This is a genomic window from Ruegeria sp. HKCCD8929 (assembly GCF_013031405.1).
Lineage (GTDB): Bacteria > Pseudomonadota > Alphaproteobacteria > Rhodobacterales > Rhodobacteraceae > Ruegeria.
This window is the reverse complement of sequence record NZ_WPZY01000019.1, coordinates 25,311-51,632: the sequence shown is the minus strand read 5'-3', so window position 1 is coordinate 51,632 and position 26,322 is coordinate 25,311. Positions and strand designations below refer to the sequence as shown.

The 26,322-nt window shown below is 64.6% G+C and carries 27 protein-coding genes; 14 read left to right on the top strand and 13 right to left on the bottom strand.

Features of this window, described 5'->3' with window-relative positions:
- Nucleotides 1-96 precede the first annotated feature (96 nt).
- Entirely contained in the window at nucleotides 97-825 is a 729-nt protein-coding gene (locus GOX53_RS21485) for a thiamine diphosphokinase (RefSeq protein ID WP_171180034.1), read from the top strand.
- On the opposite strand, the gene GOX53_RS21480 is transcribed toward GOX53_RS21485, so the two are convergent.
- The 4 genes from GOX53_RS21480 to GOX53_RS21465 form a co-directional block, all read right to left on the bottom strand.
- Nucleotides 770-1,684: a DMT family transporter gene (locus GOX53_RS21480; RefSeq protein WP_171180032.1), complete on the bottom strand. Its 915-nt coding sequence runs from the start codon at nucleotides 1,682-1,684 to the stop codon at nucleotides 770-772. The genes GOX53_RS21485 and GOX53_RS21480 overlap by 56 nt on opposite strands.
- A 409-nt stretch (nucleotides 1,685-2,093) precedes the next feature.
- The gene (locus GOX53_RS21475) at nucleotides 2,094-3,467 is read right to left on the bottom strand and encodes an L-serine ammonia-lyase (protein WP_171180030.1); all 1,374 of its coding nucleotides are present in this window, start codon (nucleotides 3,465-3,467) and stop codon (nucleotides 2,094-2,096) included.
- A 1-nt stretch (nucleotide 3,468) separates the two neighbouring features.
- On the bottom strand, nucleotides 3,469-4,170 hold the full coding sequence (locus tag GOX53_RS21470; protein WP_171180028.1) for a glutathione S-transferase family protein: 702 nt from the start codon (nucleotides 4,168-4,170) through the stop codon (nucleotides 3,469-3,471).
- A 110-nt stretch (nucleotides 4,171-4,280) separates the two neighbouring features.
- Nucleotides 4,281-4,748, bottom strand: coding sequence for a hypothetical protein (locus GOX53_RS21465; RefSeq protein ID WP_171180026.1), 468 nt, complete (start codon nucleotides 4,746-4,748; stop codon nucleotides 4,281-4,283).
- Between the two features lie 79 nt (nucleotides 4,749-4,827).
- On the opposite strand from GOX53_RS21465, the gene GOX53_RS21460 reads away from it, so the two are divergent.
- From GOX53_RS21460 to GOX53_RS21425, 8 genes are all read left to right on the top strand, one after another.
- Nucleotides 4,828-5,259, top strand: a complete 432-nt coding sequence (locus tag GOX53_RS21460) for a MarR family winged helix-turn-helix transcriptional regulator (protein ID WP_171180025.1) — start codon at nucleotides 4,828-4,830, stop codon at nucleotides 5,257-5,259.
- 170 nt (nucleotides 5,260-5,429) lie between these two features.
- A complete protein-coding gene (gene rpiA / locus GOX53_RS21455) occupies nucleotides 5,430-6,218 on the top strand; it encodes a ribose-5-phosphate isomerase RpiA (RefSeq protein ID WP_171180023.1) in 789 nt (262 codons plus the stop codon).
- Nucleotides 6,219-6,228: 10 nt separating this feature from the next.
- Entirely contained in the window at nucleotides 6,229-7,587 is a 1,359-nt protein-coding gene (gor, locus tag GOX53_RS21450) for a glutathione-disulfide reductase (RefSeq protein ID WP_171180021.1), read from the top strand.
- A gap of 73 nt (nucleotides 7,588-7,660) precedes the next feature.
- Nucleotides 7,661-8,809: an FtsH protease activity modulator HflK gene (gene hflK / locus GOX53_RS21445; RefSeq protein ID WP_171180019.1), complete on the top strand. Its 1,149-nt coding sequence runs from the start codon at nucleotides 7,661-7,663 to the stop codon at nucleotides 8,807-8,809.
- Entirely contained in the window at nucleotides 8,809-9,696 is an 888-nt protein-coding gene (gene hflC, locus GOX53_RS21440) for a protease modulator HflC (RefSeq protein WP_171180017.1), read from the top strand. Before hflK ends, hflC begins: the two co-directional genes overlap by 1 nt.
- Nucleotides 9,696-9,890, top strand: coding sequence for a DUF2065 domain-containing protein (locus GOX53_RS21435; RefSeq protein WP_171180015.1), 195 nt, complete (start codon nucleotides 9,696-9,698; stop codon nucleotides 9,888-9,890). Before hflC ends, GOX53_RS21435 begins: the two co-directional genes overlap by 1 nt.
- 149 nt (nucleotides 9,891-10,039) lie before the next feature.
- The gene (locus tag GOX53_RS21430; protein ID WP_171180013.1) at nucleotides 10,040-10,801 is read left to right on the top strand and encodes a hypothetical protein; all 762 of its coding nucleotides are present in this window, start codon (nucleotides 10,040-10,042) and stop codon (nucleotides 10,799-10,801) included.
- A 175-nt stretch (nucleotides 10,802-10,976) separates the two neighbouring features.
- On the top strand, nucleotides 10,977-12,425 hold the full coding sequence (locus GOX53_RS21425; protein WP_171180011.1) for a DegQ family serine endoprotease: 1,449 nt from the start codon (nucleotides 10,977-10,979) through the stop codon (nucleotides 12,423-12,425).
- 325 nt (nucleotides 12,426-12,750) lie between these two features.
- Here GOX53_RS21425 and GOX53_RS21420 read toward each other — a convergent pair whose 3' ends face one another.
- From GOX53_RS21420 to GOX53_RS21400, 5 genes are all read right to left on the bottom strand, one after another.
- On the bottom strand, nucleotides 12,751-13,419 hold the full coding sequence (locus GOX53_RS21420; RefSeq protein ID WP_171180009.1) for a Crp/Fnr family transcriptional regulator: 669 nt from the start codon (nucleotides 13,417-13,419) through the stop codon (nucleotides 12,751-12,753).
- A 227-nt stretch (nucleotides 13,420-13,646) separates the two neighbouring features.
- Nucleotides 13,647-14,252, bottom strand: coding sequence for an inner membrane-spanning protein YciB (locus GOX53_RS21415; RefSeq protein ID WP_171180008.1), 606 nt, complete (start codon nucleotides 14,250-14,252; stop codon nucleotides 13,647-13,649).
- Nucleotides 14,253-14,269: 17 nt separating this feature from the next.
- Nucleotides 14,270-15,172 (bottom strand): EamA family transporter, encoded by a 903-nt coding sequence (locus GOX53_RS21410; protein WP_171180006.1) that lies wholly within the window; start codon nucleotides 15,170-15,172, stop codon nucleotides 14,270-14,272.
- 87 nt (nucleotides 15,173-15,259) lie between these two features.
- Nucleotides 15,260-16,414, bottom strand: a complete 1,155-nt coding sequence (gene ftsY / locus GOX53_RS21405) for a signal recognition particle-docking protein FtsY (protein ID WP_171180004.1) — start codon at nucleotides 16,412-16,414, stop codon at nucleotides 15,260-15,262.
- Nucleotides 16,415-16,473: 59 nt separating this feature from the next.
- Nucleotides 16,474-17,112 (bottom strand): lysoplasmalogenase, encoded by a 639-nt coding sequence (locus GOX53_RS21400; protein ID WP_171180002.1) that lies wholly within the window; start codon nucleotides 17,110-17,112, stop codon nucleotides 16,474-16,476.
- A gap of 129 nt (nucleotides 17,113-17,241) precedes the next feature.
- On the opposite strand from GOX53_RS21400, the gene GOX53_RS21395 reads away from it, so the two are divergent.
- Nucleotides 17,242-18,339 (top strand): alkane 1-monooxygenase, encoded by a 1,098-nt coding sequence (locus GOX53_RS21395; protein ID WP_171180000.1) that lies wholly within the window; start codon nucleotides 17,242-17,244, stop codon nucleotides 18,337-18,339.
- The gene (locus GOX53_RS21390; RefSeq protein WP_171179998.1) at nucleotides 18,266-18,661 is read left to right on the top strand and encodes a hypothetical protein; all 396 of its coding nucleotides are present in this window, start codon (nucleotides 18,266-18,268) and stop codon (nucleotides 18,659-18,661) included. The genes GOX53_RS21395 and GOX53_RS21390 overlap by 74 nt, the downstream gene beginning before the upstream one ends.
- Before the next feature lie 61 nt (nucleotides 18,662-18,722).
- Here GOX53_RS21390 and GOX53_RS21385 read toward each other — a convergent pair whose 3' ends face one another.
- Together GOX53_RS21385 and xseA are read right to left on the bottom strand one after the other, a co-directional pair.
- Complete coding sequence (locus GOX53_RS21385; protein ID WP_171179996.1) at nucleotides 18,723-19,364, bottom strand: glutathione S-transferase family protein; 642 nt, start codon at nucleotides 19,362-19,364, stop codon at nucleotides 18,723-18,725.
- Nucleotides 19,365-19,368: 4 nt separating this feature from the next.
- Nucleotides 19,369-20,856, bottom strand: a complete 1,488-nt coding sequence (gene xseA / locus GOX53_RS21380) for an exodeoxyribonuclease VII large subunit (RefSeq protein ID WP_171179994.1) — start codon at nucleotides 20,854-20,856, stop codon at nucleotides 19,369-19,371.
- Between the two features lie 74 nt (nucleotides 20,857-20,930).
- Between xseA and purD the strand changes: the two genes are divergently transcribed.
- Nucleotides 20,931-22,193 carry a phosphoribosylamine--glycine ligase gene (gene purD / locus GOX53_RS21375; RefSeq protein WP_171179993.1) on the top strand — a complete coding sequence of 421 codons (1,263 nt, stop codon included), beginning with the start codon at nucleotides 20,931-20,933 and terminating at the stop codon, nucleotides 22,191-22,193.
- 164 nt (nucleotides 22,194-22,357) lie between these two features.
- Here purD and GOX53_RS21370 read toward each other — a convergent pair whose 3' ends face one another.
- Nucleotides 22,358-23,224, bottom strand: a complete 867-nt coding sequence (locus GOX53_RS21370; RefSeq protein WP_171179991.1) for a VCBS repeat-containing protein — start codon at nucleotides 23,222-23,224, stop codon at nucleotides 22,358-22,360.
- The gene (locus tag GOX53_RS21365) at nucleotides 23,224-23,547 is read right to left on the bottom strand and encodes a 2Fe-2S iron-sulfur cluster-binding protein (RefSeq protein WP_171179989.1); all 324 of its coding nucleotides are present in this window, start codon (nucleotides 23,545-23,547) and stop codon (nucleotides 23,224-23,226) included. Before GOX53_RS21365 ends, GOX53_RS21370 begins: the two co-directional genes overlap by 1 nt.
- A 127-nt stretch (nucleotides 23,548-23,674) precedes the next feature.
- On the opposite strand from GOX53_RS21365, the gene GOX53_RS21360 reads away from it, so the two are divergent.
- Together GOX53_RS21360 and GOX53_RS21355 are read left to right on the top strand one after the other, a co-directional pair.
- The gene (locus GOX53_RS21360; RefSeq protein ID WP_171179987.1) at nucleotides 23,675-24,061 is read left to right on the top strand and encodes an OB-fold nucleic acid binding domain-containing protein; all 387 of its coding nucleotides are present in this window, start codon (nucleotides 23,675-23,677) and stop codon (nucleotides 24,059-24,061) included.
- 254 nt (nucleotides 24,062-24,315) lie between these two features.
- Nucleotides 24,316-26,199, top strand: coding sequence for an SLC13 family permease (locus tag GOX53_RS21355; RefSeq protein ID WP_171179985.1), 1,884 nt, complete (start codon nucleotides 24,316-24,318; stop codon nucleotides 26,197-26,199).
- Nucleotides 26,200-26,322 lie beyond the last annotated feature (123 nt).

Sequence of the window (26,322 nt, the reverse complement as noted above, 5' to 3'; positions counted from 1 at the left end):
CTCGTCCTCTACAAACTTATGACACCAAGCTAACAAACGCCGGGCGTCAAATTCGGCGCGAATCTGTGTAAATCAACGTATCATTTTGTGGTCAGAATGTGTCGAAACCTAGAAAAAGTGGCCAATACGTCTAAAAGTGGCGCAATTGTTTGCTCGGAAACCCCAATTTTACTGGTTGGAGGGGGGCAAATCGGCCCAGACGACATGAATCTGGCGCTGAATCGCGTCAAAACGCTGGTTGCGGCGGATAGCGGTGGGGCGGCCATTCTGGCCGAAGGACGGGTTCCGGACGCCGTTATCGGCGATTTCGACTCACTTGAGCGGGTATCGCGGGAGCTGATTCCCCCCGAACGGCTGTTCCCGATTCGCGAGCAGGACAGCACCGATTTTGACAAGGCTTTGCGGAACATAGAGGCGCCGCTGGTGCTGGGGCTGGGGTTTCTGGGCGCGCGGGTGGATCATCAGCTGGCGGTGTTCAACGCGCTGGTCCGGCATGCGGACCGGCCCTGCCTGCTGCTGGGCGAGCGTGAGGTGATCTTTCACGCGCCGCCACGGATCCGGCTGGAGCTGGAGCCCGGCAGCGTGGTGTCGTTGTTCCCGTTGGCGCGGGTGACCGGGCGCAGCGAGGGGTTGGAGTGGCCGATCGAGGGGCTGGTGTTCGAGCCCGACGGGCAGGTCGGGACCTCGAACCGGGCGACGGGTGCGGTTAGGCTCGAGGTCGACGCGCCGGGGCTGCTGGTGATGGTGCCGCGCGGGGCGTTGGATCAGGTCATGCGGGCGTTTCTGTCGGGCCGGATCGGGCGCTGGCCCGTTCGCGCAGGATGACGTAGAGCCCGGCGGCGATGGTGATGCAGATGCCCAATGCGGCCAGACCGTTGGGCAGGTCGCTGAAGATGATCCAGCCGATCAGCGTGGCGATGGGAATCTCCAGATATTGCATGGGCGCCAGCGTGGCCGAGGGCGCATAGCGCAGCGCCCAGGTCATCAGTAGATGCGCGCCGGTGCCCAGAAGGCCGATGGCCAGTAGCAGCCAGGTGGTGCGGGCGTCGGGGAGGATCAGCGTAAGCTGGTCCAGACCGGCGCGGTTGCCCAGCAGCAGGGCGGGGAGCAGCACTGCCGAGGCCATCACGCCGGAGACCGCCTGCAAGCCGACCGGATCGGTTTCCTTGGCGATCTGGCGGGTGACCAGCATGAAGAGCGCGAAGATCACCGCGACCAGCAGCGGCCAGAGGGCGGGCAGGCCGACCTCGGCAAAGCTGGGCTGGATCACCATCAGGGTGCCGATGAAGCCGACGATGCAGGCGCCGAGGCGGCGATGGCCGACCTCTTCGCCGAGGATGTATTTGCCCAGAAGCAGCATGATGAAGGGCATGACGAAGGCGATGGCGACGGCGTCGGCGAGCGGCAGGTATTGCAGCCCGGTGAACATCGCGCCGATGCCCACGATGTGCAGCCCGGTGCGGATCATGGTCAGCCGCAGGACACGCCCGCGCATCCGCCACGGCCTGCCGGTCAGCGCGATCAGCGGGATCAGCACGGCGGCCTGCACCGCAAAGCGGCCCAGCAGGAGCAGGCCGATGGGCGCGGTTTGTCCCAGCAGCTTGGCCAGCGCATCGCCCATCGGGGCGAGCACGCAGAAGCCGAGCATCAGGAGGATGCCGAGGACGGGGCGGTCATGGGTCATGCGCGCCACGCTAGGGCATGGCGCGCAGTTGCAAAAGGCGGAAAAGCTGCCTGCAGGCGGCTTGCAAACCTCACGAAGCGGGAGGGGCAGCGAAGTTGTTTCGCGCGCGGGTTGAATGGGTGTGGCAAGGGCCGCGCCCGACCCTGGGTGGGCGCTTGCGCAACGCAGGAAGAGTGCGGACCGCTTGAAACACAAAACCTCGTCAGAGATTTGTACGACGTCACAAATGCGCCCTCCCGGGGGGAGGGTCGGGCGCGGCCCGGGCTGACGCCCGTGCCAAACGGATGGGAAATAGTGTTGCGGAATAGCATCCCGGGTATTGAGGACGGTTTACAGGAGCTTGGGCCCGTCAACGCTCCGAAAGCCGCTTGCAAGCGGCTTGGTCCATCGGGGGTGCCGAGGGATGACCTCAGCAGTTGGGGACGTTGACCGCCAGACCGCCCAGCGAGGTCTCCTTGTAGCGCTCATGCATGTCGTGGCCGGTCTGGCGCATGGTCTCGATGGCCGAATCGAGCGGCACGAAGTGCTGGCCGTCACCGCGCAGGGCCAGCGAGGCGGCCGACACCGCCTTGATTGCGGCCAGACCGTTGCGTTCGATGCAGGGCACCTGCACCAGCCCGGCGACCGGGTCGCAGGTCATGCCCAGATGGTGCTCCAGCGCGATCTCGGCGGCGTTTTCCACCTGTTCCGGCGTGCCGCCCATCACCGCGCAGAGACCAGCGGCGGCCATGGCCGAGGCGGAGCCGACCTCGGCCTGACAGCCCGCTTCGGCGCCCGAGATCGAGGCGTTGTACTTGATCAGCCCGCCGATGGCGGCGGCGGTCAGCAGGAAATCCTCGATATGGCTTTCCGAGGCGCCGGGGACGTGATCGAGATAGTAGCGCAGCACCGCCGGCATGGTGCCCGCCGCGCCGTTGGTGGGGGCGGTGACGACCTGGCCTCCGGCAGCGTTTTCCTCATTTACCGCCATGGCATAGACGCTCATCCAGTCGTTGATCGTGTGCGGCGCGTTCAGGTTCATGCCGCGCTCGGCCATGAGCGCGTCGTGGATGCCCTTGGCGCGGCGGCGGACCTTGAGACCGCCGGGCAGGATGCCATCGGTGGCCAGCCCGCGCTCGATACAGTTGTTCATTACCTCCCAGATCCGGGCGGTGCCCTTGGTGAAACTGTCGGCGCAGCCGCGCGCGACCTCGTTGGCGCGTTTCATGTCGGCGATGGTCTTGCCGCTGGCGTTGGCCATTTCCAGCATTTCGGCGGCTGTGTGGAACGGGTAGGGCACGGGCGCGCCATCGTTGGAGTCCTTGCCCTCGGCCAGTTCCTCTTCGGTCAGCACGAAGCCGCCGCCGATGGAGTAGTAGACCTGCCGCAGGATCACGTCGCCCTGCGCGTCGGTGGCCATCAGGATCATGCCGTTAGCGTGACCGGGCAGGGTGTTGTCGTAGTCGAAGAGCAGGTCGGCCTTGGGGTCGAATTTCAACGTCGGCAGGCCCTCGGGCGTGACCGTGTGGGTGTCGGCGATGGCGGCCAGCGCGGCCTCGGCCTTGTCGTGGTCGTAGCTGTCGGGGGTAAAGCCAGCGAGGCCGAGGATGGTGGCGCGGTCGGTGGCGTGGCCAACGCCGGTAAAGGCCAGCGAACCGTGCAGCGAGCCGCGCAGGCCCGAAAACTCGAACGGCGAGGCGCGCATCAGGTCGAGGAACCGTGCGGCGGCCACCATCGGCCCCATGGTGTGCGAAGACGATGGGCCGACGCCCACTTTGAACATATCGAAGACGGAGAGAAACATCTTAGGTTGCTGAGCCTTCTGGAGGGTTGGCGTAGGTGGGCGAGGTAAACGGGGTGACCCCCAGCCCCTCGGCCCTGATGGCGGCGCGGGTGGCGGGGCGGAGTTCGAGCTGCATCAGGACCTTCTGCAGATATGGGGTATCGGCCAGTTGATACCAGCTGCGGTCGGTGCCGGCCGGATAAAGCGCCATCCAGCGCATCATGCAGGCGAGATAGTAGCTGAGAACCGAGGGCTGCTGCGGGCTGAGCCAAGTGGGGGCCTGTGCCGCCTCGGCCTCCAGTATTTGCAGATGCTGGCGCAGGCGCGGGCGGATCCCGGCGCGCAGGGTCTCGGTCTGGGCGGCGTCGATGTATTTTCCGGCGTAGAACAGGATGCGCAGATCGGCATGCAGCGTGTTCGAGGCGAAGAACAGCCATTTGAGGAAGGGCGCGCGCTCGGCGCTGTCCGGTGCCGGGACGAGTTGCCCGTGGGTGTCGGCCAGCCAGAGCAGGATGGCGGCGGTCTCGAAGATCGGGCCCTGCGGGGTCTCCAGAACCGGGATCAGCCCGTTTGGATTGAGCGCCCGGTAGGCTGCGCTGTCCTGCGCCTTGCCCGGGCGGTCGACCAGGGTCGTGTCGTAGGGCAGGCCCATCTCTTCCAGCGCCAGCCGGATCACCAGCGAGGCATTGTCGGGGGCGTAGTGCAGGCGGTACGGCGATTCCATGCCGCCTGTTTAGAGGCTGTGGAGAATTCAGAAAGCCTTGATTCCGACGTTTCCTATCGGAAACGCGTATTTTGAGGGTATCTTTGGCGGATTGCCGCGCCTCACCGCGCCTATGAGCTGGTCTGCGCGCTGGCTTTTGCGCGGGCCTTGCGGCGGCGGTTCAGTGCCAGCCCGTCGCGCAGGTTGAGCGAGAGCAGGGTGATGTTGGTGGCGCCCGCGATCAATTCAAGCGCTTGCACCGCGTAGAAGGTAGTGTCGAACTGCCCGGCCTGCGCGCGCATTGCGAGGAAGACGGCGGAGGGCAGCAGGATCAGTAGGCCGTTGGTGGCGATGATCTTCATCCGGCGCGATTTGGCCGCCACCTGCGGCAGTTTCCATCCCTTGCCGAGGCTGGCCCCGGTGGCGCCCGCCGTGGCCATGGCCGGGATCAGCAGCGCCATGCCGTAGAGGATGGCGGTTTTGACGGTGGCAATGGCCGCGTGCGAGGCGAAGAGTTCCGAGATCAGGGTCGAGACCCAGAAGGTCGAGATCGTGGCGAGGGCGAGGGTTCCGGCGATGGCGTGGATGGCATTCTTCATGGCGGTCACGTTTCGATTTAACATAGCATGCTATGTAAATAGAGTTGCATAGCGTGCTATTCAAGTGTTTTTTGCGGCCATGTCGGATTTTCAGGAAAACTCGGCCGGGTATCTGGCCAATCACATGGCGCGGCTGTTCGCGGCGGGGTTGCAGAAGCGGATACAGCCCCTGGGCGTGGCGCCGGCGCAGTTCATGGTGCTGCTGGAACTGTGGACGCGGGACGGACGCACCCAGGCCGATCTGGTGGGGGCGCTGGATGTGGAACAGGCGACCATGGCCAACACGCTGAACCGGATGCAGCGGGACGGGCTGATCGAGCGGCGCGCCTCGGACACCGACAGGCGCTCGCGGCTGGTGTTTCTGACGGACCGAGCGCGGGGGCTGGAGGCAGAAGCTAAGGCGGCGGCCCGGGCACAGAACGCGCAGGCGCTGGCCGGGATCGACGAGGCGGATCGCGCGCGGTTTCTGGCGCTCATGCGGCGCGCCATCGCCAACATGCAGCGCGGCTGAGCGGTTACCAAATTGAGCGTGCTGCGCACGCGCTCGGGTGTTTTGATGCGCGCCTCATGGCGGGGTTGCGCGCTTGTCCGGGCCGTCCCGATTGTTGGGCGGGCAATTTGGCCTCGCAGTCGGGCAGGGCATTCCGTATAAGTCCGGCAACGCAAACAAGGGATGCTGCCATGACCGGAGAGTTGTCGCCCATCGACAAGGCCAAATTCGTTGCTGCAAGACGCGCCGCCGATATGGTGGAAGACGGGATGCGGGTGGGGCTGGGAACCGGCTCGACCGCGGCCTGGCTGGTGCGGTGCCTGGGCGAGATGGTGCGGGACAATGGCCTGCGGATCAAGGGCGTGCCGACCTCGACCCGGACCGCCGAGCTGGCGCGGGAAGTGGGGATCGAGGTGGTCTCGTTGGATCAGGCGGGCTGGCTGGACCTGACCATTGATGGCGCGGACGAGTTCGACGGCGATCTGAACCTGATCAAGGGCGGCGGGGCCGCTTTGTTGCAGGAAAAGATCGTGGCCACGGCGAGTGACCAGATGGTGGTGATTGCGGACGCGGGCAAGGAGGTCGAGACGCTGGGGGCGTTTCCGTTGCCGGTCGAGGTCATTCCGTTCGGCTGGCAGACTACGCGTTCGCTGATCGAGGAAACGCTGGTGGCGATGGATGTGCTGGGCCGTTCGGTCACGCTGCGGATGAAGGGCGAGGCGCCTGCGATCACCGACGAGGGCAATCACATTCTGGACCTGCATCTGCAGCGTATCGGCAACCCGAGGCAACTGGCGCTGGTGCTGAACCAGATCCCGGGCGTGGTTGAAAACGGTTTGTTCATCGATATCTGTGACAGGGTCGTGATCGGCTTTGGCGATGGCCGGGTCGAGACGCGCGACATCAATGAGGGCACGATTGAGCAGGATCGGATGGAGTTCGCAGAAAGCGACAACCTGTTCTCCGATCTGACGGATTGAGGAATATTCCATGAGCTTTGACTATGATCTGTTCGTCATCGGCGGCGGCTCTGGCGGTGTGCGGGCAGCGCGCGTTGCGGCAGGTGAGACCGGAGCCAAGGTGGCGCTGGCCGAAGAGGACCGCTATGGCGGGACCTGCGTGATCCGGGGCTGCGTGCCCAAGAAGCTGATGGTGTTTGCCAGTGAATATGCCGACATGGTCGAGGACGCGCAGGCCTATGGCTGGGACGTCAAGCCGGGCGCGTTTGACTGGGACGCTTTTAAGGCCAAGCTGCATGCCGAGCTGGACCGGCTGGAAGGCGTCTATCGCGGCATTCTGAAAAACAACGGGGTCGAGAGCTTTGACCAGCGCGCCCGCGTCGTCGATCCACATACGGTCGAGCTGGCCGATGGCACCCGCAAATCCGCCAAGCATATCCTGATCGCCACCGGCGGGCGTCCGGTGGTGCCGGAGTTTCCGGGCTCGGAACTGGCGATCACCTCGAACGAGATATTCCATCTGGAAAAGCTGCCCGAGACCATGCTGATCGTTGGCGGTGGATATATCGCCTGCGAGTTTGCCGGGATCATGAACGGGATGGGCGTGAAGACCACGCAGTTCTATCGTGGTGCGCAGATCCTGCGGGGCTTCGACGAAGAGGCGCGCGGGCTGATCTGCGAGGAGATGTGCCAGAACGGCGTCGATGTGCATCTGGGCACCAATGTGATCGAGATGGCCAAGGATGGCGATAAGATCCGGGTCAAGGCGACCAATGGAACCGAGCGCCTGTTCGACGTGGTGATGTATGCCACGGGCCGCGCGCCCAATGCCGGCGACATGGGGCTGGAAGATCTGGGCGTCGAGCGGGGCCGCAAGGGCGAGATCGTGGTGGATGAGTACAGCCAGACCGGCGTGCCCTCGATCTATGCCATCGGCGATGTGACCGATCGGGTGAACCTGACCCCGGTGGCGATCCGCGAGGGAATGGCCTTTGTCGAGACCGTGTTCAAGGCCAACCCGACGCCGGTGGATCATGAACTGATTCCGACCGCCATCTTTACCCAGCCCGAAATGGGCACCGTGGGCTTGAGCGAGGAACAGGCGGCGGCGCAGGAGCCGATCGAGGTTTATGCGACCTCGTTCAAGCCGATGCAGCAGGCCTTTGCGGGCCGCTCGCAGCGGGTGCTGATGAAGCTGATCGTGTCCAGGGCCACCCGCAAGGTGCTGGGCTGTCATATCGTGGCGCCAGGTGCGGGCGAGATGATCCAGATGGCGGGCATCGCCGTCAAGATGGGCGCGACCAAGGAAGATTTCGACCGCACCGTGGCCGTACACCCGGTGATGGCCGAGGAACTGGTGACGATGCGGCATCCGGTCCGCAGCGCTTGATTTGCACGCGGGCGCATACAGGTTAGAACTGACGCCGTGATCAAGACGGCACCACACAAGGGATGAAAAACACATGGCGGGCAACAGCGGTGGCCCCTGGGGGGGCGGAGGCTCTTCCGGCGGCGGCGGAAATCGGGGAAACAACGGTGACGGGCGGCGGCCGCCCGAAGGCGACGGCCCGCAGATCCCCGAGATTGATGAATTGATGAAAAAGGGTCAGGAGCAGCTGCGCGTGCTGATGGGCGGGCGCGGCGGCGGCGGTGGCCGGGGCGGCGATGGCCGTGGCCCGGGCGGCGGCGGTCCGGTCTTTACCCGCGGCACCGTGGGGCTGGGCGTGCTGATCGCCGCCGGTCTGTGGGCGGCGGCCAGTTTCTACACCGTCAAACCCGAAGAACAGTCGGTCGAGCTGTTTCTGGGCGAGTTCTCGGCCGTCGGCAATCCGGGCCTGAACTTTGCCCCCTGGCCGCTGGTCACCGCCGAGGTGATCCCAGTCACCCGCGAACAGACCGAGGATATGGGCGGCACGCGGGGCAGCGAAGACGGGCTGATGCTGACCGGTGACGAGAACGTGGTCGATATCGATTATCAGGTGGTGTGGAACATCAACGACCCGGCCAAGTTCCTGTTCAACCTGCGCGATCCGCGCCCGACCATCCGGGCGGTGTCCGAATCGGCGATGCGCGAGATCATCGCGCAGTCGGAGCTGGCGCCGATCCTGAACCGGGATCGCGGCATCATCGCCGACCGGCTGCAGGAGCTGATCCAGCTGACGCTCGACAGCTACGATTCGGGTGTGAACATCATCCGCGTGAACTTTGACAAGGCCGACCCGCCGCAGGACGTGATCGCCGCCTTCCGCGACGTTCAGGCGGCCGCACAGGAGCGGGACCGCTTGCAGAATGTGGCCGACGCCTATGCCAACAAGGTGCTGGCCGAGGCGCGCGGTGAAGCGGCGCAGATCCTGGAAGAGGCCGAAGGCTATCGCGCCCAGCAGGTAAACGAGGCCCAGGGTGAGGCGAGCCGGTTCAGCGCGGTTCTGGAGGAATACGCCAAGGCGCCCGACGTGACCCGCAAACGCCTCTATCTGGAACGGATGGAGCAGGTGCTGGGAGATCTGGACAAGGTCATTCTGGATGAAAGTTCCGGCGGAACGGGGCAGGGCGTCGTGCCTTACCTGCCGCTTAACGAGCTGCGCCGCAATTCCGGTGGGGAGAATCAGTGATGCGGAAAACCAATTTCATTCTGCCGGTTTTGGTTCTCGCCGTGGTCGGCGTGCTGTCGGCGATCTTCATCGTGGACGAGCGCGAAAAGGCGCTGGTGCTGCAGTTCGGGCGCGTGGTGGCGGTGAAGGAAGAGCCGGGGCTGGCCTTCAAGATCCCGCTCATTCAGGAAGTGGTGCGCTATGACGACCGCATCCTGTCCATCGACGTGCAGCCGTTGGAAGTGACCCCGCTGGATGACCGCCGTCTGGTGGTCGATGCCTTTGCCCGGTACCGCATCGCGGATGTGGAGCGGTTCCGTCAGGCCGTCGGTGTCGGCGGTCTTGCCGTCGCCGAGGACCGGCTGGACCGCATCCTGCGCGCCGAGACGCGCGAGGTGTTGGGTTCGGTCAGCTCCAAGGACATCCTGAGCTCGGACCGGGCGGCGCTGATGCTGCGCATCCGCAACAGCGCCATTGCCGAGGCGTTGGCGCTGGGGGTCAGCGTGATCGACGTGCGCCTGAAAGCGACCGACTTGCCGCAGGCCAACCTGGAAGCCACGTTCGATCGGATGAAGGCTGAGCGGGAACGTGAAGCGACCGACGAACGCGCCCGCGGTAACGAGGCGGCGCAACGCGTGCGCGCGCAGGCCGACCGGACCGTGGTCGAGCTGGTGTCGGAGGCCAAGCGCGAGGCTGAGATCATCCGTGGTGAGGCCGATGCCGAGCGCAACGCGATCTTTGCCCAGGCCTTTGGCAAGGACCCGGAATTCTTCGAGTTCTACCGCTCGCTGACCGCCTATGGCCGCGCGCTTCAGGGCAATAACAGCTCGATGGTGATGAGCCCGGATTCCGAGTTCTTCAACTATCTCAAATCGCCCAACGGAAAACCCGCGAGCGGGGCCGAATAATGGGCATGATCTTTCTGGCCTTCGGGCTGGTGCTGATCGTCGAGGGGCTGGCCTATGCGCTGGCCCCTTCGCTTGTTGAACGCATGCTGGAAGTGTTGCGGGCGTTGCCCGAAAGCGCCCGGCGTCAGGTCGGGCTGATTTGCGTCGTCACCGGTCTGATCCTGCTGTGGATTGCGCATCGGTTCGGCTTTTGACAGCCTGACCCTGTCCAAAGCAGAAATCGAAAAATCTGAATCAAAATTCTCCGCCTCTCAATCAGCATACTGCTGCTTTCGAACGCGAATTTTGATGCTCAATCGTACAGAATAATTCGATTTCGCTATAACTGGCATGAGGCACTGCCATGCATCCGATCTATGCGCTCTGGTCGCATCCCCGTTCCATGTCCACCGCCATCGAGCGGATCATGCGCGAGCGTGGCGATCTGGACTGTGCGCATGAGCCCTTCATGTATGACTATTACGTGCATCGGCGCGTGCGCGAGATGCCGCATTTCGAGGTCGCGCCCGGTCATCCCCGCAGCTATGGCGAGATCCGTGACATGCTGCTGGATCGTGCTGCGGTGCAGCCGGTCTTCATCAAGGACATGAGCTATTACGTGATGCCGCATATCCTGGAGGATGCGGTGTTTTTGGCCCGGCTGCGCAACATGTTCCTGATCCGCCGCCCGCGCGCGGCGATCGTGTCCTACCACAAGCTGGATCCGGAGGTGACCGACGAAGAGATCGGCATCACGGCGCAGGCGGCGCAGTTTCGGGCGCTGGAGGCGCGCGGCGCGCGCGCCGTGGTGATCCGGGCCGAGGATGTGCGGGCCGATCCGCGCGGCATGATCGGCGCGCTGTGGCGGGCGGTGGGGCTGGCCCCGGCGGATCATGCCTTTGACTGGCAGAACGAGGTGCCGCAGGACTGGCAGCAGGTCGAAGGCTGGCATGGCCGCGTGCTGCAAAGCGCGGGCATCGCACCGCCCGATCCGCAGGCCGAGACGCGCGAGGCCGAGCGGTTCGATGCGCTCTGCGCGCGTGCCCCGCATGTGCGGTCCCTGCTGGACCGGCACGAGCCGCATTACCGCCATCTCAGCGCCCATGCGCTTGCGCCTGGCGTGTGATTGCGCCTCAATTGCCGGTGAATTCCCCGCGATCCCGAGTTGCGGGCTTGGCCAAACTGACTACATTGATCCCTGACAGACCGGTTTCCGCCATGGGACCGGGCGAAACAGGTTGGTGACAAGGAGACGTCCAGTGCAGGCAAAGGCACGCAGTATTCCCCTCAGGCAGGACGGTATGATCACGAATGTGCGGCTGATGTGGCTGGCATTCCTGACCGTGCTGTTCGCCCTTGCTCAGGCCGTCATGGCGCAGGCGCGCCCCGAAAGCCTGGCGCCGCTGGCCGAACAGATCAGCCCGGCGGTCGTCAACATCACCACCTCGACCCTGATCGAGGGCCGTACCGGTCCGCAGGGGATCGTGCCCGAGGGCTCTCCGTTCGAGGATTTCTTTCGCGAATTTCAGGATCGCAACGGGGACAATGAAAACCGTCCGCGCCGCAGCAACGCGCTGGGCTCGGGGTTCGTGATCTCGGAGGACGGGTTCATCGTCACCAACAACCACGTGATTGCCGAGGCCGACGAGATCCTGATTGAGTTCTTTCCCGGCGACGGCCAGCCCAAAAAGGAGCTGCCCGCCAAGGTGATCGGTACGGATGAGAAAACCGATATCGCGCTTCTTAAGGTCGAGGCGCAAGGTCCTCTGAAATATGTCAAATTCGGTGACAGCGATACTGCCCGTGTGGGCGATTGGGTCATTGCCATGGGCAACCCGCTTGGGCAGGGTTTTTCGGTCAGTGCAGGGATCGTCTCGGCCCGCAACCGGGCGCTGAGCGGATCTTATGACGACTACATTCAGACCGATGCGGCGATCAACCGTGGCAACTCGGGCGGGCCGCTCTTCAACATGGAAGGTGAGGTGGTCGGCGTGAACACCGCGATCCTGTCGCCCAATGGCGGCTCGATCGGGATCGGGTTCTCGATGGCGTCGAACGTGGTCATCAAGGTGGTCGATCAGCTGCGCGAGTTTGGCGAGACCCGCCGCGGCTGGCTGGGCGTGCGTATTCAGGACGTGACCGAGGACATGGCCGAGGCGATGGGTCTGGACAAGCCGGGCGGCGCGCTGATCAGCGATGTGCCGGACGGCCCCGCCAAGGAGGCCGGGTTGCTGGCCGGTGACGTGATCATCAATTTCGACGGGGTCGAGGTCAAGGACACCCGCACGCTGGTGCGGCAGGTGGGTGAGACCACGGTTGGAAAATCGGTACGTGTGGTGGTGTTCAGGGACGGCAGCACCCAGACCGTTCTTGTCACGTTGGGCCGCCGCGAGGATGCCGAGCGGGCCGAGAATGGCGAGAGTTCCTCGACCGCGAAGCCCGAAACGGCTGAAAAAGAGCTGATGGGCCTGGTCGTCTCACCGCTGACGGATGCCGAGCGGACCGAGCTTGGACTGGACGAGGATGTGGCCGGTCTGGTGGTGAAAAGCGTCGATGAATCCTCAGAGGCGTTCGAGAAGGGCCTGCGCACCGGGGACGTGATCACCGAGGCGGGCCAGCAAAAGGTCACCTCGCTGGCCGATCTGGACGCGCGGATCGCCGAGGCACAGGAAGCCGGGCGCAAGTCGCTGCTGCTGCTGGTGCGCCGGGGTGGCGAGCCGCGATTCGTCGCGCTGAGCCTGGCGAAGTAAGAACGCCCTTTGGATATGGATGCTGCGGCCGGGCCACATGCCCGGCCGTTTGCTTTGACAGGATGTCAGATCCGTTCCCGGCTGCAAGCCTTTGGGAACCGTCACATTATCGCTTTGTCGGTTCGGGTGGGATCGGTGTCAGCGCGCGCTGGTACGGCTGCAAAAGTAAAGAGCCATATGCCGAGGGGGGCATATGGCTCTGTCACTTAGAAGAGACCTTCGGACAGACCTTGGGGAGAAACATCCGGTCTCTCGCGGTAACCAAGGACACATTAACCCGGCAGGCGGCCCCGTGTCTGTGAAGCGGGTCACACCCCGGTATGGCTCAGATCATGTCGGTTTCGGCCAGCGTCCCGAGGGCGTCGAAATCGAGGATCACCAGCCCGCCGCGCGACACTTCGATCACGCCTTCGCGGCGCCAGCCGGACAGGGTTTTCGAGACCGCCTCGCGCGTGGCGCCGACGAATTCCGCCAGTTCGCTTTGCGACAGGGTGATCTTGCCATCGCCTTCGTCGCGCGCGCGCACAAGATGCAGCAGCCAGCGGGCCAGCCGCGCGGGCATCGGCAGAAAGACCTGTTCGTTGAGCTGGGTGCCCATCCAGCGCATCCGCAGCCCGGCCAGCCGGATCATGTCCGCGGCAAGATCGGGATGCTGCTTGATCTGGGCCATCACGTCCCGGCTGCGCACCCGCATCACGCGCGAGGGTTCCGCAGCGGATACAGTGGCGGTGCGGGGGCCGGCGTCGAACAGCGCGATCTCGCCAAACACTTCGCCCGGACGCATGAGGTTGAGCGACAGCTTGCGCCCGCTCATTGCCAGCACGGATACCTCGAGCGATCCGTCCAGCAGGGCATAGAGCGCATCGCCGGCATCGCCCTGTTCGAACAGAACCTCGCCGCGCTCAAGCTCAACCTCCGAGGCTTGGGCGGACAGCATGGCCTTGAGCCGGTCCGACGCTTCGGACAGGAATTCGGTGTCGGGAAAGGCCGTCATGGATCGAGCGGCGCTCCTATGTGGACTTGAGTGGTACTTACCTGTTTTTCACAGCTTGACCATTATTCCAAGAGAAATGGTCAGAATCGTGAGGCCATTGCGGCGCTGGCGCGGCAGGTTGGAGCGCCGGGCGGCCTTGCCGCACGGCGCCGGGCGCAACGGGAAGAGGGCTGCGCGCAGCGCGGCCCGATGACGGGCGGGAGCGCCCCTGGGTTTGTTGCGCGGCCTCAGTTGCCGTCGGGGTCGTCCATGTAGCGTTGCAGCAAGCTGAATTGCATCATCAGGAACGCCATCAGTGCCAGCGGAAACCCAAAGGTTTCGATCTTGACCCAGAGGTCGGTGGACATCGTCCGCCACACCAGCTCATTGGCCGCCGCCAGAATGGCGAATCCGGCGCACAGGCGGCGGGTCAGGATCATCCAGCCCTCCATCCGCATGGGCAGCATGTCGTCGAGCACATAGGCCAGATAGGATTTGCCCTGCAACAGCCCGATCCCCAGCATGGCCGAGAAGAACCCATAGACCAGCGTCGTCTTCATCTTGAAGAACCGCTCGTCGTTGAACCAGGCGGTCAGGCCGCCGAAGAAGATCACCATGATGGCGGTGAAGATCTGCATCCGGCTGAGCTTACCCGTAAGCCACCACAGGATGCCCATCGCCGCCAGCATGATCGGCACGAACAGGATGGTGGCGATGATGAAGCCGGAATATTCGGTTCCGGCGATGGTGAAATCCTGATCGCGCAGGCGCAGGTAGATGAAGAAGAAGGCCAGCGGGGGCCCAAGCTCCAATACCTGTTTCAGCAGCGGGTTGATCTCTTTCTTGTTCGTCATGCGCGTGTCCTGAGTACTTACCCGCCCATTTCAACTATTACGGCGCCGAGTGCAATCAATGCCATCAGGGCAATCCGGCGCGGCCCGACGGTTTCCTTCAATACCAGCCAGCCGATCAGTGCGGCAAAGACCGTCGAGGTTTCGCGCAGCACGGCGGCCTCGCCCACCTTGTCGAGCCGGGTGGCCAGCATGATGGAGCCAAAGGACAGGAAGGCCACGATCCCGCCCACGAACCCGCGCAGCATTAGCGGCCCGGGCGCGGGGCGGTTCACCATGGCCCGCCAGCGCAGGAAGGCGTAGATCGGCATGGTGGCCCCGTCGATCATGAAGAACCAGGCCAGAAAGGTGAACGGGTCGGCGGTGGCGCGGATGCCATAGGCGTCATAGGTGGTGTAGAGCGCCACGAAGAGCCCGGTGATCACCGCCAGTGTCAGGGCCACGCCCAGCGTGTCGCGCTCGGCGGTCAGGTGGCGGAGATTGTAGGCCGCGAGCCCATAGATGCCCGCCAGCAGCACGGCTACGCCAAACCATTGGGTGGGCGAGAAGGTCTCGGCAAACAGCAGGTAGGCGCCGATCACCGTGAACAGCGGCCCCGTTCCGCGCACCACCGGGTAGACGACGGTGTAGGAGCCCTTGGTATAGGCCAGCGCCTGCAGGCATTTGTAGAGGATGTGGATGAGCCAGACCGTGGCGAAGATCGGCCACATATGCGCCTCGGGCCAAGGCACCACGAACAGTGCAAAGGGTGCGGCCATCAGCCCGTAGGAGGCGTCGATCGCCCCACGCGACAGCCACGGGTCATGGCGTCCCTTTTGCAGTGCACCGAACACCGCGTGCAGGAAGGCGGCCATCAGCGCCAGTCCCAGGGCGAGGTGGTGGCCGGATTCGGTGCCTTCTAGGGAGATCAGCCAGTCGCTCAAATCCGGACCTTGCGCTTGGTGGAGAGGCTGAGGGGCTGTCTGCCCCCCAGACCCCCCGAGGATATTTGTGAACAGAAGAAGGAGGGATTAGCGGGTCTCCAGGCCGGTCAGGGCGGCGGCGAATTCTTCGGGGTCGAAGGGGGCGAGGTCGTCGATCTGCTCACCCACACCGATGGCGTGAATCGGCAGACCGAACTTGTCGGCCAGCGCCACCAGCACGCCGCCCTTGGCGGTGCCGTCGAGCTTGGTCATCACCAGGCCGGAGACATCGGCGAGCTTCTGGAAGGTATCCACCTGGCTCAGTGCGTTCTGGCCGGTGGTGGCGTCGAGCACGAGCAGCGTGTTGTGCGGGGCGGTGTCGTCCTTCTTGCGGATGACGCGGACGATCTTGGCCAGTTCCTCCATCAGGTCGGCGCGGTTCTGCAGACGGCCCGCGGTGTCGATCATCAAGAGGTCGGCACCGTCCTCCTGCGCGCGGGTCATGGCATCGAAGGCCAGCGAAGCGGGGTCCGAGCCTTCGGGCGCGGTCAGCACCGGCACGCCGGCGCGCTCACCCCAGACCTGAAGCTGTTCCACGGCGGCGGCGCGGAAGGTGTCGCCAGCGGCGATGACCACTTTCTTGCCTGCCGATTTGAACTGGCTGGCAAGCTTGCCGATGGTGGTGGTCTTGCCCGAGCCGTTCACCCCTACCACCAGCACCACCTGCGGGCGTTTGGGATAGATCGGCAATGGTTTGGCGACCGGGTCCATGATGCGGGCGACCTCCTGAGCCAGCACCTGCTTGATCTCGTCGGTCGAGAGCTTCTTGCCATAGCGCCCCTCGGCCATGTTGGCGGTGACCCGCAGGGCGGTGTCGACGCCCATATCGGCGGCGATCAGCAACTCTTCGAGCTGTTCCAGCATGTCGTCATCCAGCGTGCGGCGGATGACGGGCGCGGCGTCGGCGCGCGAGAACAGGCGGCCCAGCAGGCCCTTTTGCGCCGGGGTTTCAGGTTCTTCCGGCGGTGTGGGTGCAGGGACCGGATCGGCCGGGATCGGTTCGGGCACCTCGACCGGCTGCGGCGCGGGCACCGGTTCGGGGATTTCCGGGACCGGTTGCGGCTCGGGGTCGGGCTCGGGGATGAACGGGTCCTGTGCGGCGGGGGTTTCCTCGCCGCCATCCTCAACGATCGCGTCCAGCCCCTGTTCGAGCCGGGAAGAGGATTTGAACAGCCGGTCCTTGAGCTTTGAGAAAAACGCCATAATCGGTCTCCGCGAGGTCTTCCCCTCACCTAATGCGGATTGACGCCGGTTGCAAAGGGTCAGGAGAACGCAAGGAGCAGCCCGGCCTGTGCCCCCCAGTAGAGCGTCCAGATCAGATAGGGGGTCAGGCGCAGGGCCGGGTGGCCATACGGCAGTAGGAACTTCTCGGCGGCCAGGATCAGGTCAGAGGCGATGAAGGCCAGCGCGGCGGGAAAGGCCCAATCGAGCGGCGAGTCCTTGGGCAGCGCCAGCACGGTGATCCCCATGCCGAGGATGATCGGGATATAGGCCAGAACCGGGCCTCTGAGCTCTCCGGCGCGGGGGGCGAGCAGGATGGCCATGACGACGCCCAGAAGCACCAGTGCCACGACCACACCCGGTTGTGTGGCGATGCGGGCGGGATCGCTGGCCGGGTGGCTGAGGAACAGGGCGATATAGGCGATGTGCCCGGCGGCAAACGCGCCGATGCCTGCCATGAAGGTGCTGTCGGTTTCACGCGAGAGCAGAGCGTCGCCCAGCGCGCAGAGGCCAAGCGCGCCGGTCAGCAGCAACGGCGCGCCACTCTGCCACGCGATCAGGGCGAGCAGGGCCACCGATCCGGTCTTGAGCACGGTGCGCAGCAGGCTTGCCGGACGCGCGGTGCGCGGCAGGTAGGCCAATGCGCAGGCGGCGGCGCCGAAAAACAGAAACGGCATCATCGGGTTGTCCTTTCGTCAGCCTGTCCAGAGGGGCAAAAATCCGGCCGCTTTTCAACCGGCAAGGTTTGACAGGGCCTCGGGGTGACGCGATGTTATGCACCGGTTTTGGTGCCCCGAAGGTTGGATTAGATGCTCTGGTACGCGATTGCGAGCTTGTTGCCCGCAGGTCTGATTCTGATGGCCTGCCTGTTGGGCGGCGTCTGGATCTGGCTGTCGCTGCTGGTCATGACGGCGCATGTCTGGGTGATGGACCGGCTTTGGGACGGTGTGCTGCCGGTGCAGGATGGGAGCGCCTGGGCGCGGTGGCTGTCGGTCGTGCTGGGGCTCGGGCATTTCGCGGTTCTGGTTCTGTCGGTCGCGGTTCTGGGTCAGGGAGAGCTGACGGTGGCGCAGGGGCTGGGCCTTGGGCTGGCTGCTGGGTTGTTTCTGGGGCAGGTGTCGAACTCGAACGCGCATGAGCTGATCCACCGCGCTGCCCGTTGGGAGCGGGCGCTGGGGGTGGCGGTCTATGTCTCGTTGCTGTTCGGGCACCATGCCTCGGCCCATCGGCGGGTGCATCATGTGCATGTGGCGACCGGGCGGGATCCGAACTCGGCCCGGCTGGGGGAGAGTTACTGGCATTTCCTGCCGCGTGCCTGGGTGGGCTCGTTTGTGGCCGGGTTCCGGGCGGAGACCGCGTTGCGGCGGGGTGTGGGGCCGGGACATCCTTACGTGATCTATGTCGGCGGGGCGGTGGTTGCGCTCTGGATGGCTTGGGCCTTGGCGGGGTCTGGCGGCGCGCTGGCACTGCTGGCGCTTGCGGGATATGCGCAGGCGCAGCTGCTGTTGGCCGATTATGTGCAGCATTACGGGTTGCGGCGGCGCGTGGATGCGCAGGGACGGGCGGAACCGGCGGGGCCTCAGCACGCGTGGAACGCACCGCACTGGTATAGCGGGGCGATGATGCTGAACGCGCCGCGTCATTCGGATCATCACATGAACCCGAGCCGGATTTATCCGGCGCTGCGGCTGGAGGACGGGATGCCGGTCTGGCCACGCTCGATGCCGGTGATGGCGTTGCTGGCCCTGATCCCGCCGCTCTGGCGCCGGGTGATGGACCACCGTGTCGCCATCGTGAGTGGCCGCGCGGGCAGCGATCTGCCACAATCGGGCCATGCTGAAGCGATCCGTGATTCTGCTGCTGCTGTCGGTTCAGGCGGCGTGGGCCCAGGGCCCGATGTCGGCTGACGAGTTCGACAGCTATACCCGCGGCAAGACCCTGTTTTATGGCTTCGATGGCGTGGCCTACGGGGTCGAGCGCTATATGCCGAACCGCCGGGTGCTGTGGTCCTTTCTGGACGGGGACTGCAAGGAGGGGATCTGGTATGAGCGGGAAGAGCAGATCTGTTTTATCTACGAGGACCGGCTGGACCCTCAATGCTGGGTGTTCAACCGCACGCCCGGCGGGCTGATCGCGCGGTTTCAGGGGGACCCGGAAGCGACCGAGTTGTATGAGGCTGAGGATATCGGGGAAGAGATGCTGTGTTACGGGCCCGAGGTCGGGGTCTGACGCGGCACCCGGTGGCATCTGCGGGATTTGCGTATTTTGGGCAAGAAGAAGCGGGCTGGAGTCAGTCTGCTTTCAGTTCGTCGTAGGATAGCATGACGTGTTCGCGATAGGTGGGGCGGTCTGTCAGGTTTTGGTGGTAGCGGGCGAGGTTGGGCAGCGGCGCGCGGTCGATGTCTATGTTGTAATAGCGGTAGAGCACGTGGCCAAGCTGGATGTCGGCCAGCGTGAAGGTGTCTCCGGCGAGGTATGGGTGTAGGCCAAGCCGGGTGTCGGCGATGGTGAGCTTGGTTTCCAACGCGTCGATTGCCGCGCGAATGGCGGCTGGGTCGCGGTCCGCAGGGGTGGTGCGGACCACGCGCCAGAACACCGGAACGGTAAAGGCCATCGCGACGTTGAGCTTGGCCCATTCGGCCCATTTGTCGGTTTCAGCGCGGCGCAGGGGATCGCGCGGCCAGAATTGGTCATCGCCGTACCGCGCCGCCAGATAGCGCAGGATGGCGCCGGTTTCCCAAAGCGGTGGGTTATCGCCGTCCCGCAGCACCGGAATGGTGCGGTTGGGATTCAGGGCGGCGAAGGCGTCGGTGTCGAGGCCGCCGAAACGGTGGCCGGCGTCGTGGCGCCGGTAGGGCAGGCGCAGCTCGCCGACGCACCACATCAGGGCCTGCACGTTCGAGGATGTCTTGCGGCCCCAGATCGTCAGCATGCGCTTAGAACAGCGAGCCCTGGCTGGGCGGTTGGGGCTTGGGTTTCTTAGGGGTTGGTTTCGGCGTGGCGCCACCGGTGCTCAGGCGGCCATCGGCGAATTCGATTTCCAGCGTGCCGTGTTTGGCGGCCTGAGACTTGGTGGTGACGACCTCTCCCTCGGCGCGGACCACGGCATAACCGCGCTCGAGCGTGGCCTTGTAGCTGAGGGTTTCGCGCAGCCGGTCGGTGGCGTCGAGTTGCTGGCGCAGTCGGTCGATACGGGCGGTTTGGGCGGCGTCGAGACGTTCGGATAGACGGGTGAGCGCGTCGCGCTGGGCCTGCATCTCGCGCTGGATCGGGCGCAGCGACAGGCGTGAGGCGAGGTTGCGGCAGCGGTCACGGCGGGTTTCGACCAGACCGCGCAGGGTGGACGGGCGCAGATGCGCCGAGATGTCGAGCAGTTTCACCCGCCGGTTCTGCACGCCCCGGATCAGGGCGTTGGGCAGGCGCTCGGCCACCTGATCGAGCCTCTGGCGCGGAGTGTCCAGCAGGGTTTCGGCGCGCGGCAGGGCGCGGCTGAGATCGCTGAGACGCTGGGCGCGGCGCTGCACCGTGTCGGTGGCGGCGCGGGCGAGGCGGGCGCCCTGTTCGCCGGTCCAGGCCAGCAGTTCCATCCGCACCGGGACGGCCAGTTCGGCGGCAGCGGTGGGCGTGGGGGCGCGGCGGTCGGAGACGTAGTCGATCAGCGTGGTATCGGTCTCGTGCCCCACTGCCGAGATCAGCGGGATTTGCGAGGCTGCCGCCGCGCGGGCGACGATTTCCTCGTTGAAGCCCCAGAGATCTTCGATGGAGCCGCCGCCGCGCGCGACGATGATCAGGTCGGGCCGGGGCAGGGCGCCGCCGGGGGTGAGCTTGTTGAATCCTTCGATGGCGCGGGCGACCTCGGGGGCGCAATTGCTGCCCTGCACGGCCACCGGCCAGATCAGCACCTTGCGTGGGAACCGGTCGCGCAGGCGGTGCAGGATATCGCGGATCACCGCGCCCGAGGGCGAGGTCACCACGCCGATGATCTGCGGCAGGTAGGGCAGGGGGCGCTTGCGCTCGGGCGCGAACAGCCCTTCGGCTTCGAGCTGTTTCTTGCGTTTTTCCAAGAGTGCCATCAGCGCGCCCTGGCCCGCAACCGCGACCTCATCCACGTTCATGTTGTACTTGGACTGCGCGCCGAATGCGGTGAGGCGGCCCGTGACGACGACCTCCAACCCTTCTTCCGGCACGACCGACAGCCCGGCGACCTGACCCTTCCAAGTGGTGCAGGCCAGCACGTTCCGGTCGTCCTTGACGTCATAGTAGAGATGGCCCGAACGGGCCTTGAACACCCGCCCCACCTCGCCGCGCACGCGGATGCGGCCAAAGGAGCCTTCCAGCGTGCGCTTCACCTCACCGGAGAGTTCCGAGACGGTGTATTCGGGCATGTTCTGCCCGGGAACGGGATCGTCGAGGAGGTCGGACATTTCATCGCCTTGTTTAGACTGCCCGCGCAGCTTAGAACGCCGCGCAGGCGAGGCCAAGCAGATCGGAGACCTTCATGAACATCCTCATTCTCGGCAGCGGCGGGCGCGAACATGCGCTGGCCTGGGCGGTGATGCAGAACCCCAAATGCGACCGTCTGATCGTGGCGCCGGGAAATGCCGGGATCGCGCAGATCGCCGATTGTGCGTCGTTTGACATCGAGAACGGTGGCGCAGTGGTCAGTTTTGCCGAGGAAAACGCCATCGACTTCGTGATCGTGGGGCCCGAGGCGCCTTTGGCCGCCGGGGTCGCGGACCGGCTGCGTGAGGCGGGGATACTCGTCTTTGGCCCCTCCGAGGGCGCGGCGCGGCTGGAGGCGTCGAAGAGCTTCACCAAGGAGATCTGCGATGCGGCGAGGGCGCCGACGGCGGCTTATGCGCGGTTCACCGAAGCCGAACCAGCCAAGGCCTATGTCCGGGCGCATGGTGCGCCGATCGTGGTCAAGGCGGACGGGCTGGCCGCGGGCAAGGGCGTGATCGTGGCGATGGACGAGGCCACCGCGCTGGAGGCCGTCGATGACATGTTCGGCGGCGCCTTTGGTGGCGCCGGCGCCGAAGTGGTGATCGAGGAGTTCATGGAGGGAGAAGAGGCCTCGCTTTTCGTGCTGTGCGACGGCACCGACATCCTGTCGATCGGCACTGCGCAGGACCACAAGCGGGTGGGCGAGGGCGATACCGGGCTGAACACTGGCGGCATGGGGGCTTATTCTCCCGCACCGGTACTGAGCGTCGAGGTCGAGGCGCGTGCGATGGATCAGATCGTGCGTCCGACCATGGCCGAGATGGCCCGGCGCGGGGTGCCGTTTCAGGGTGTGCTATATGCCGGGCTGATGATTCAGGATGGCCAGCCGCGTCTGGTGGAATACAACGTGCGCTTTGGCGATCCGGAATGTCAGGTGCTGATGATGCGGCTGGGCGCGCAGGCGATGGACCTGATGCATGCGGCGGCCGAGGGACGCCTGGCCGAGGCCCGGGTGAACTGGGCCGACGATCATGCGATGACGGTGGTGATGGCGGCCAATGGCTATCCCGGATCATATGAGAAGGGGACCGAGATCAAGGGGCTGGACGCGCTGCCCGAGGACAGCCGCAACATGGTGTTTCATGCCGGAACCAAGGCCGAAGGCGGGGCTGTGCTGGCGTCCGGAGGCCGGGTTCTGAACGTGACCGCGCGGGGCGATACGTTGCAGGAGGCGCGCGACCGGGCTTATGCGATGGTCGGGGCGGTGGACTGGCCCGGCGGGTTCTTCCGCCGCGATATCGGCTGGCGGGCGCTGTAGGACATCGTGTCGGCTGAGGATCGGGAACCGGGAGGCTCCCGCCCGTCGGCTACGCCTGCGGCATTGCCTCCCGTTGGGCCCGGCGCCGCGCGCTAGGCGCGCGGCGGGGTGGTTCCACCGGGGATCAGATCAAGAGAGTTTTCTGTTGAGATGATGTGAACGTGCTAACCGCACTCCATCGTCTGGACCATGCGGTCTCGGCCATATGCTCCGAGGTCTTGTGTCACCCAGCCCTCGTCGAACCGGACTGATACGAGACGGCGCCAATCGCCGCTGGCCAGGATAAGTTCGGGGCCGGTGCCGCAGTCGCGCAGGCCGCCTGAGATGAAATCCTCGCCGATGCGGTGATTGGTGAGGCCGGGCAGAGCGGCGATTTCGGTCAGTTCCCCGTCCCGGTACCGCCAGATGCGGAGCGTTTTGGCGAGGTGCGGGCGGTCGACATAGGCGATCTCGACATATCCATCCCCATCCAGATCGGCGGCTCCCGCGGGGGCCAGCCAGCGGTTCTTTCTTCCGATATAAGGAGTTGCGGCGACAAGTTGAAGGTCATACCCGCCCCGGTCGGCGTAGATTGCGAGCTGTGCGCCTTTCTCGGCGTGGCTGCGCACGGTGATGATTTCCGCGCTTTGATCCCGGTCCAGATCCACGAGCCGCGGGGCGATGTCTTCGAACACGTGAAGATCGTCCAGCTGTGCGGATTTTGTTCCGCACGTGTCCGCGAGGGGGTCGCTGGAGTGGACAGTGAGCTGAGTGTATTCGATGGCATCTCCGAGAACGCCATGCGCATAGCGGCTGGTTTCGTGGCTATACCAAGCCGAGGAGATGGTTTGCCCCGGACAGGTTGTGAACTGACCGCCTTTGCAACCCGGTGCGGCAACATATGAGCCGTTGGAAATCCCCCAATGACGGGGGGAGGTTCGGCAGGCCTCGGCTGCGCTCGACAAACCCAGCCACAGGCTCAACGCCAGCCCTGCGCCGCGGGCATATGCGTGCCACGGGCGGGCAGGCAGGCGCGGCGCCTGCCTTGGCATCAGATCTGCTTTTCCGGCATCTGCACGACCAGACCGTCCAGCGCGTCGGTGACCTTGATCTGGCAGGTCAGGCGCGAGCGCGAGGGGTCGGGCTCGTAGGCAAAGTCGAGCATGTCCTCTTCCATGTCGTCCTTGGTGGGCAGCTTCTCAACCCAGTCGGGATGCACATAGACGTGGCAGGTTGAGCAGGCGCAGGCGCCGCCGCAATCGGCCTCGATGCCGGGGATATTGTTGTCGCGGGCACCTTCCATCACGGTCAGGCCGTTGGCGACATCGACAGTGTGCTCGGTCCCGCCATGCTCGATATAGGTAATCTTTGCCATTGCTCGCGTCTTCCTTCTGCGATGTTCCGCATCTTCCTTAGTCAAGCTGTTGGAACGATTCTAGCCTCAATTGCGACGCACCGGGCCGCGTCTGGACATTCGTTACACATGTTCTATATTTGTTCTCATGCATGTGATCCCCGTTCCCACCCCGGCCCCGGGCCGCGACTGGCCGCGCCCGCCCGCCTGCCTGCCCGCCGCCCGGCTGGGCGACCCGCCCGAGGGCGCGCGGGTGGCCGTGGCGGGGTTGGTCATCCTGCGGCAGCGGCCGGGAACGGCCAAGGGCGTGATCTTTGTCACGCTCGAGGACGAGACCGGCGTGGTCAACGTGATCGTCTGGCGCAAGGTGTTCGAACGCTTCCGCCGCGCGGTGATCGCGGGGCGGCTCTTGCGCATCACCGGGCAGATGCAGCGGGCGGATTCGGTGACCCATGTGATCGCCGAGGAGGTCGAGGATATCTCGGGCATGCTGGATCTGCTGGTGCAGGGGGAAGAGGTTCGGAGCGCAGTGTAGATGGGTGATTTCACCCATCCTTTGCCAATCTTCATAGAACGCAGCCACTGGGAAAGGTGGACAAGCCCCATCACACGCATGCGTGTTACCGAGGCTTGGCGTGCGCAGTTTTCCGTATCAAATTCAATAAGTGGAATGCGAAATCTGACAAACTGCCGGAAGTGTGATAGGGACTAAAGACTCCGTGCGGCCAAACCATGCGCGGGCCAATTGTTTTGTGGGTCACAAACGTCTGAACTGTTCCGGGGGGCATAATGGAAGCTCTGCAATTCACGAATGAAATGGCGGTCGTCCTGGGCCTTTTGGGATTTACGGTCTTCCTGTTCGTCTCCGAGATTATCCGAATTGACCTGGCCGCGCTGCTCGTTCTCGTGATTGTCGGCATCCTGAGCTATCTGCCGGGGCTGGAAAACCTGGCCGATGTGACGCATCTGTTCGATGGCTTTGCATCCAACGCGGTCATATCCATTATCGCCGTGATGATCGTCGGGGCAGGGCTGGACCGGACCGGGATCATGAACAAGGTGGCTTCGTCCATCCTCAAACATGGCGGCACCACCGAGGCGCGGATTCTTCCGATCGTGTCGGGGACGGTGGGCTTCATCTCGAGCTTTCTGCAGAATGTGGGTGCGGCGGCACTGTTTCTGCCGGTTGTCAGCCGGATCTCGGTGCGCTCGGGAATAGCGATCAGCCGCCTGCTGATGCCGATGGGCTTTTGCGCGATCCTTGGCGGCACCATGACGATGGTGGGATCGTCGCCGCTGATCCTGCTGAACGATCTGATCCTAACAGCAAATGCCGGGTTGCCCGACGATGCCAAGATACCGCCCTTCGGGTTGTTTTCCGTGACACCCATCGGAGCCGCGCTTGTCGGCACCGGCATCCTGTATTTCCTGCTTCTCGGACGCTGGGTGCTGCCGGGAACGGCGGACGCGGCCGAAGTGTCGGCCGGAGGCGGGACCGCGGAATATCTGGAGCGTATCTACGGGCTGCATGCGGATGTCTTCGAGGTGGACGTGCCCGCCGACAGCGCGCTGGTGGGGCAGATCCTGGCCGACATCAACAACGAGAACAATCTCTACATCATCTCCACCTTCTACCGCGGCAAAGTGTCTATGATCCAGATTCTGACCGCCGAGATCGCGGCGCCGTGCCGGTTGGCCATTATCGGCAACAGGTACGTGGTCCAGAACTTTGCAAAGAAGTACGGGCTGACCGTTCGGCCCGAACTGGATGTCTTTGTTGAGGAGTTTGCCCCCACAAATGCCGGTGTGGCCGAACTGGTGATCCCGCCGGATTCCAAGCTGATCGGCAAAAGCCCCCGCCAGTTGCTGCTGCGCAAGACCTATGGCCTGAGCCTGATGGCCATTCACCGGGGTGAAGAGACCCTGAGCCATGTGAAAACCGAAGAGCATGAGCCGACCCAGATCGGGCTGGTTCCGTTTCAGGCCGGGGACATGCTGGTTGCGCATACCCGCTGGGACAACCTGATGCGTATCAAGCGGGATCAGGATTTCATCGTGGTGACCACCGATTTTCCGCAAGAGGAGCTGCGCCCGCACAAGGTCGGCTGGGCGCTCTTGTTCTTTGCCGTCTCGCTGTCGCTGATCCTGTTCACCGACGTGCGCCTGTCGCTCTGCCTGCTGACCGGCGCGGTCGGGATGCTGCTCAGCCGTGTCCTGAGCATTGACGAGGCCTATCGCGCCGTGGGGTGGAACACCGTCTTTTTGCTGGCCAGTCTGATCCCGCTGGGGCAGGCTGTTCAGAATACCGGAACCGCGGAGTGGATCGCTCAGCAAATTCTGGCGATACTCGATGGTTGGCCGGTGTGGTCGCTGCAGCTGGGTGTCGCCGTCCTGGCCACCGTGTTCTCGCTGGTGATGTCGAATGTGGGTGCAACCGTGCTGCTGGTGCCGCTGGCGGTCTCGATCGCCGTCGCCGCCGACGCAAGCCCGGCGCTGTTTGCGCTGACGGTCGCGATCTCGACGTCGAACTCGTTCATCATACCGACCCACCAGGTAAACGCGCTGATCATGGGGCCGGCGGGCTACAAGGTCACGGATTTCCTGAAGAGCGGCGGCATCATGACGGTGCTGTTCCTCATCGTGTCGATGGTGATGCTGAACGTGGTGTTCTAGGCGCTACGGAAGCCGACGTTGGGGCAAATTTGCTTGCCTGTTTGCAGGCGTGCGGTGAGGTCGAGTTGATGCCCGGCGCGTTTGGGCGCTTGAGTCCATCGGGCCCAGTCTCAACGCCTGAAC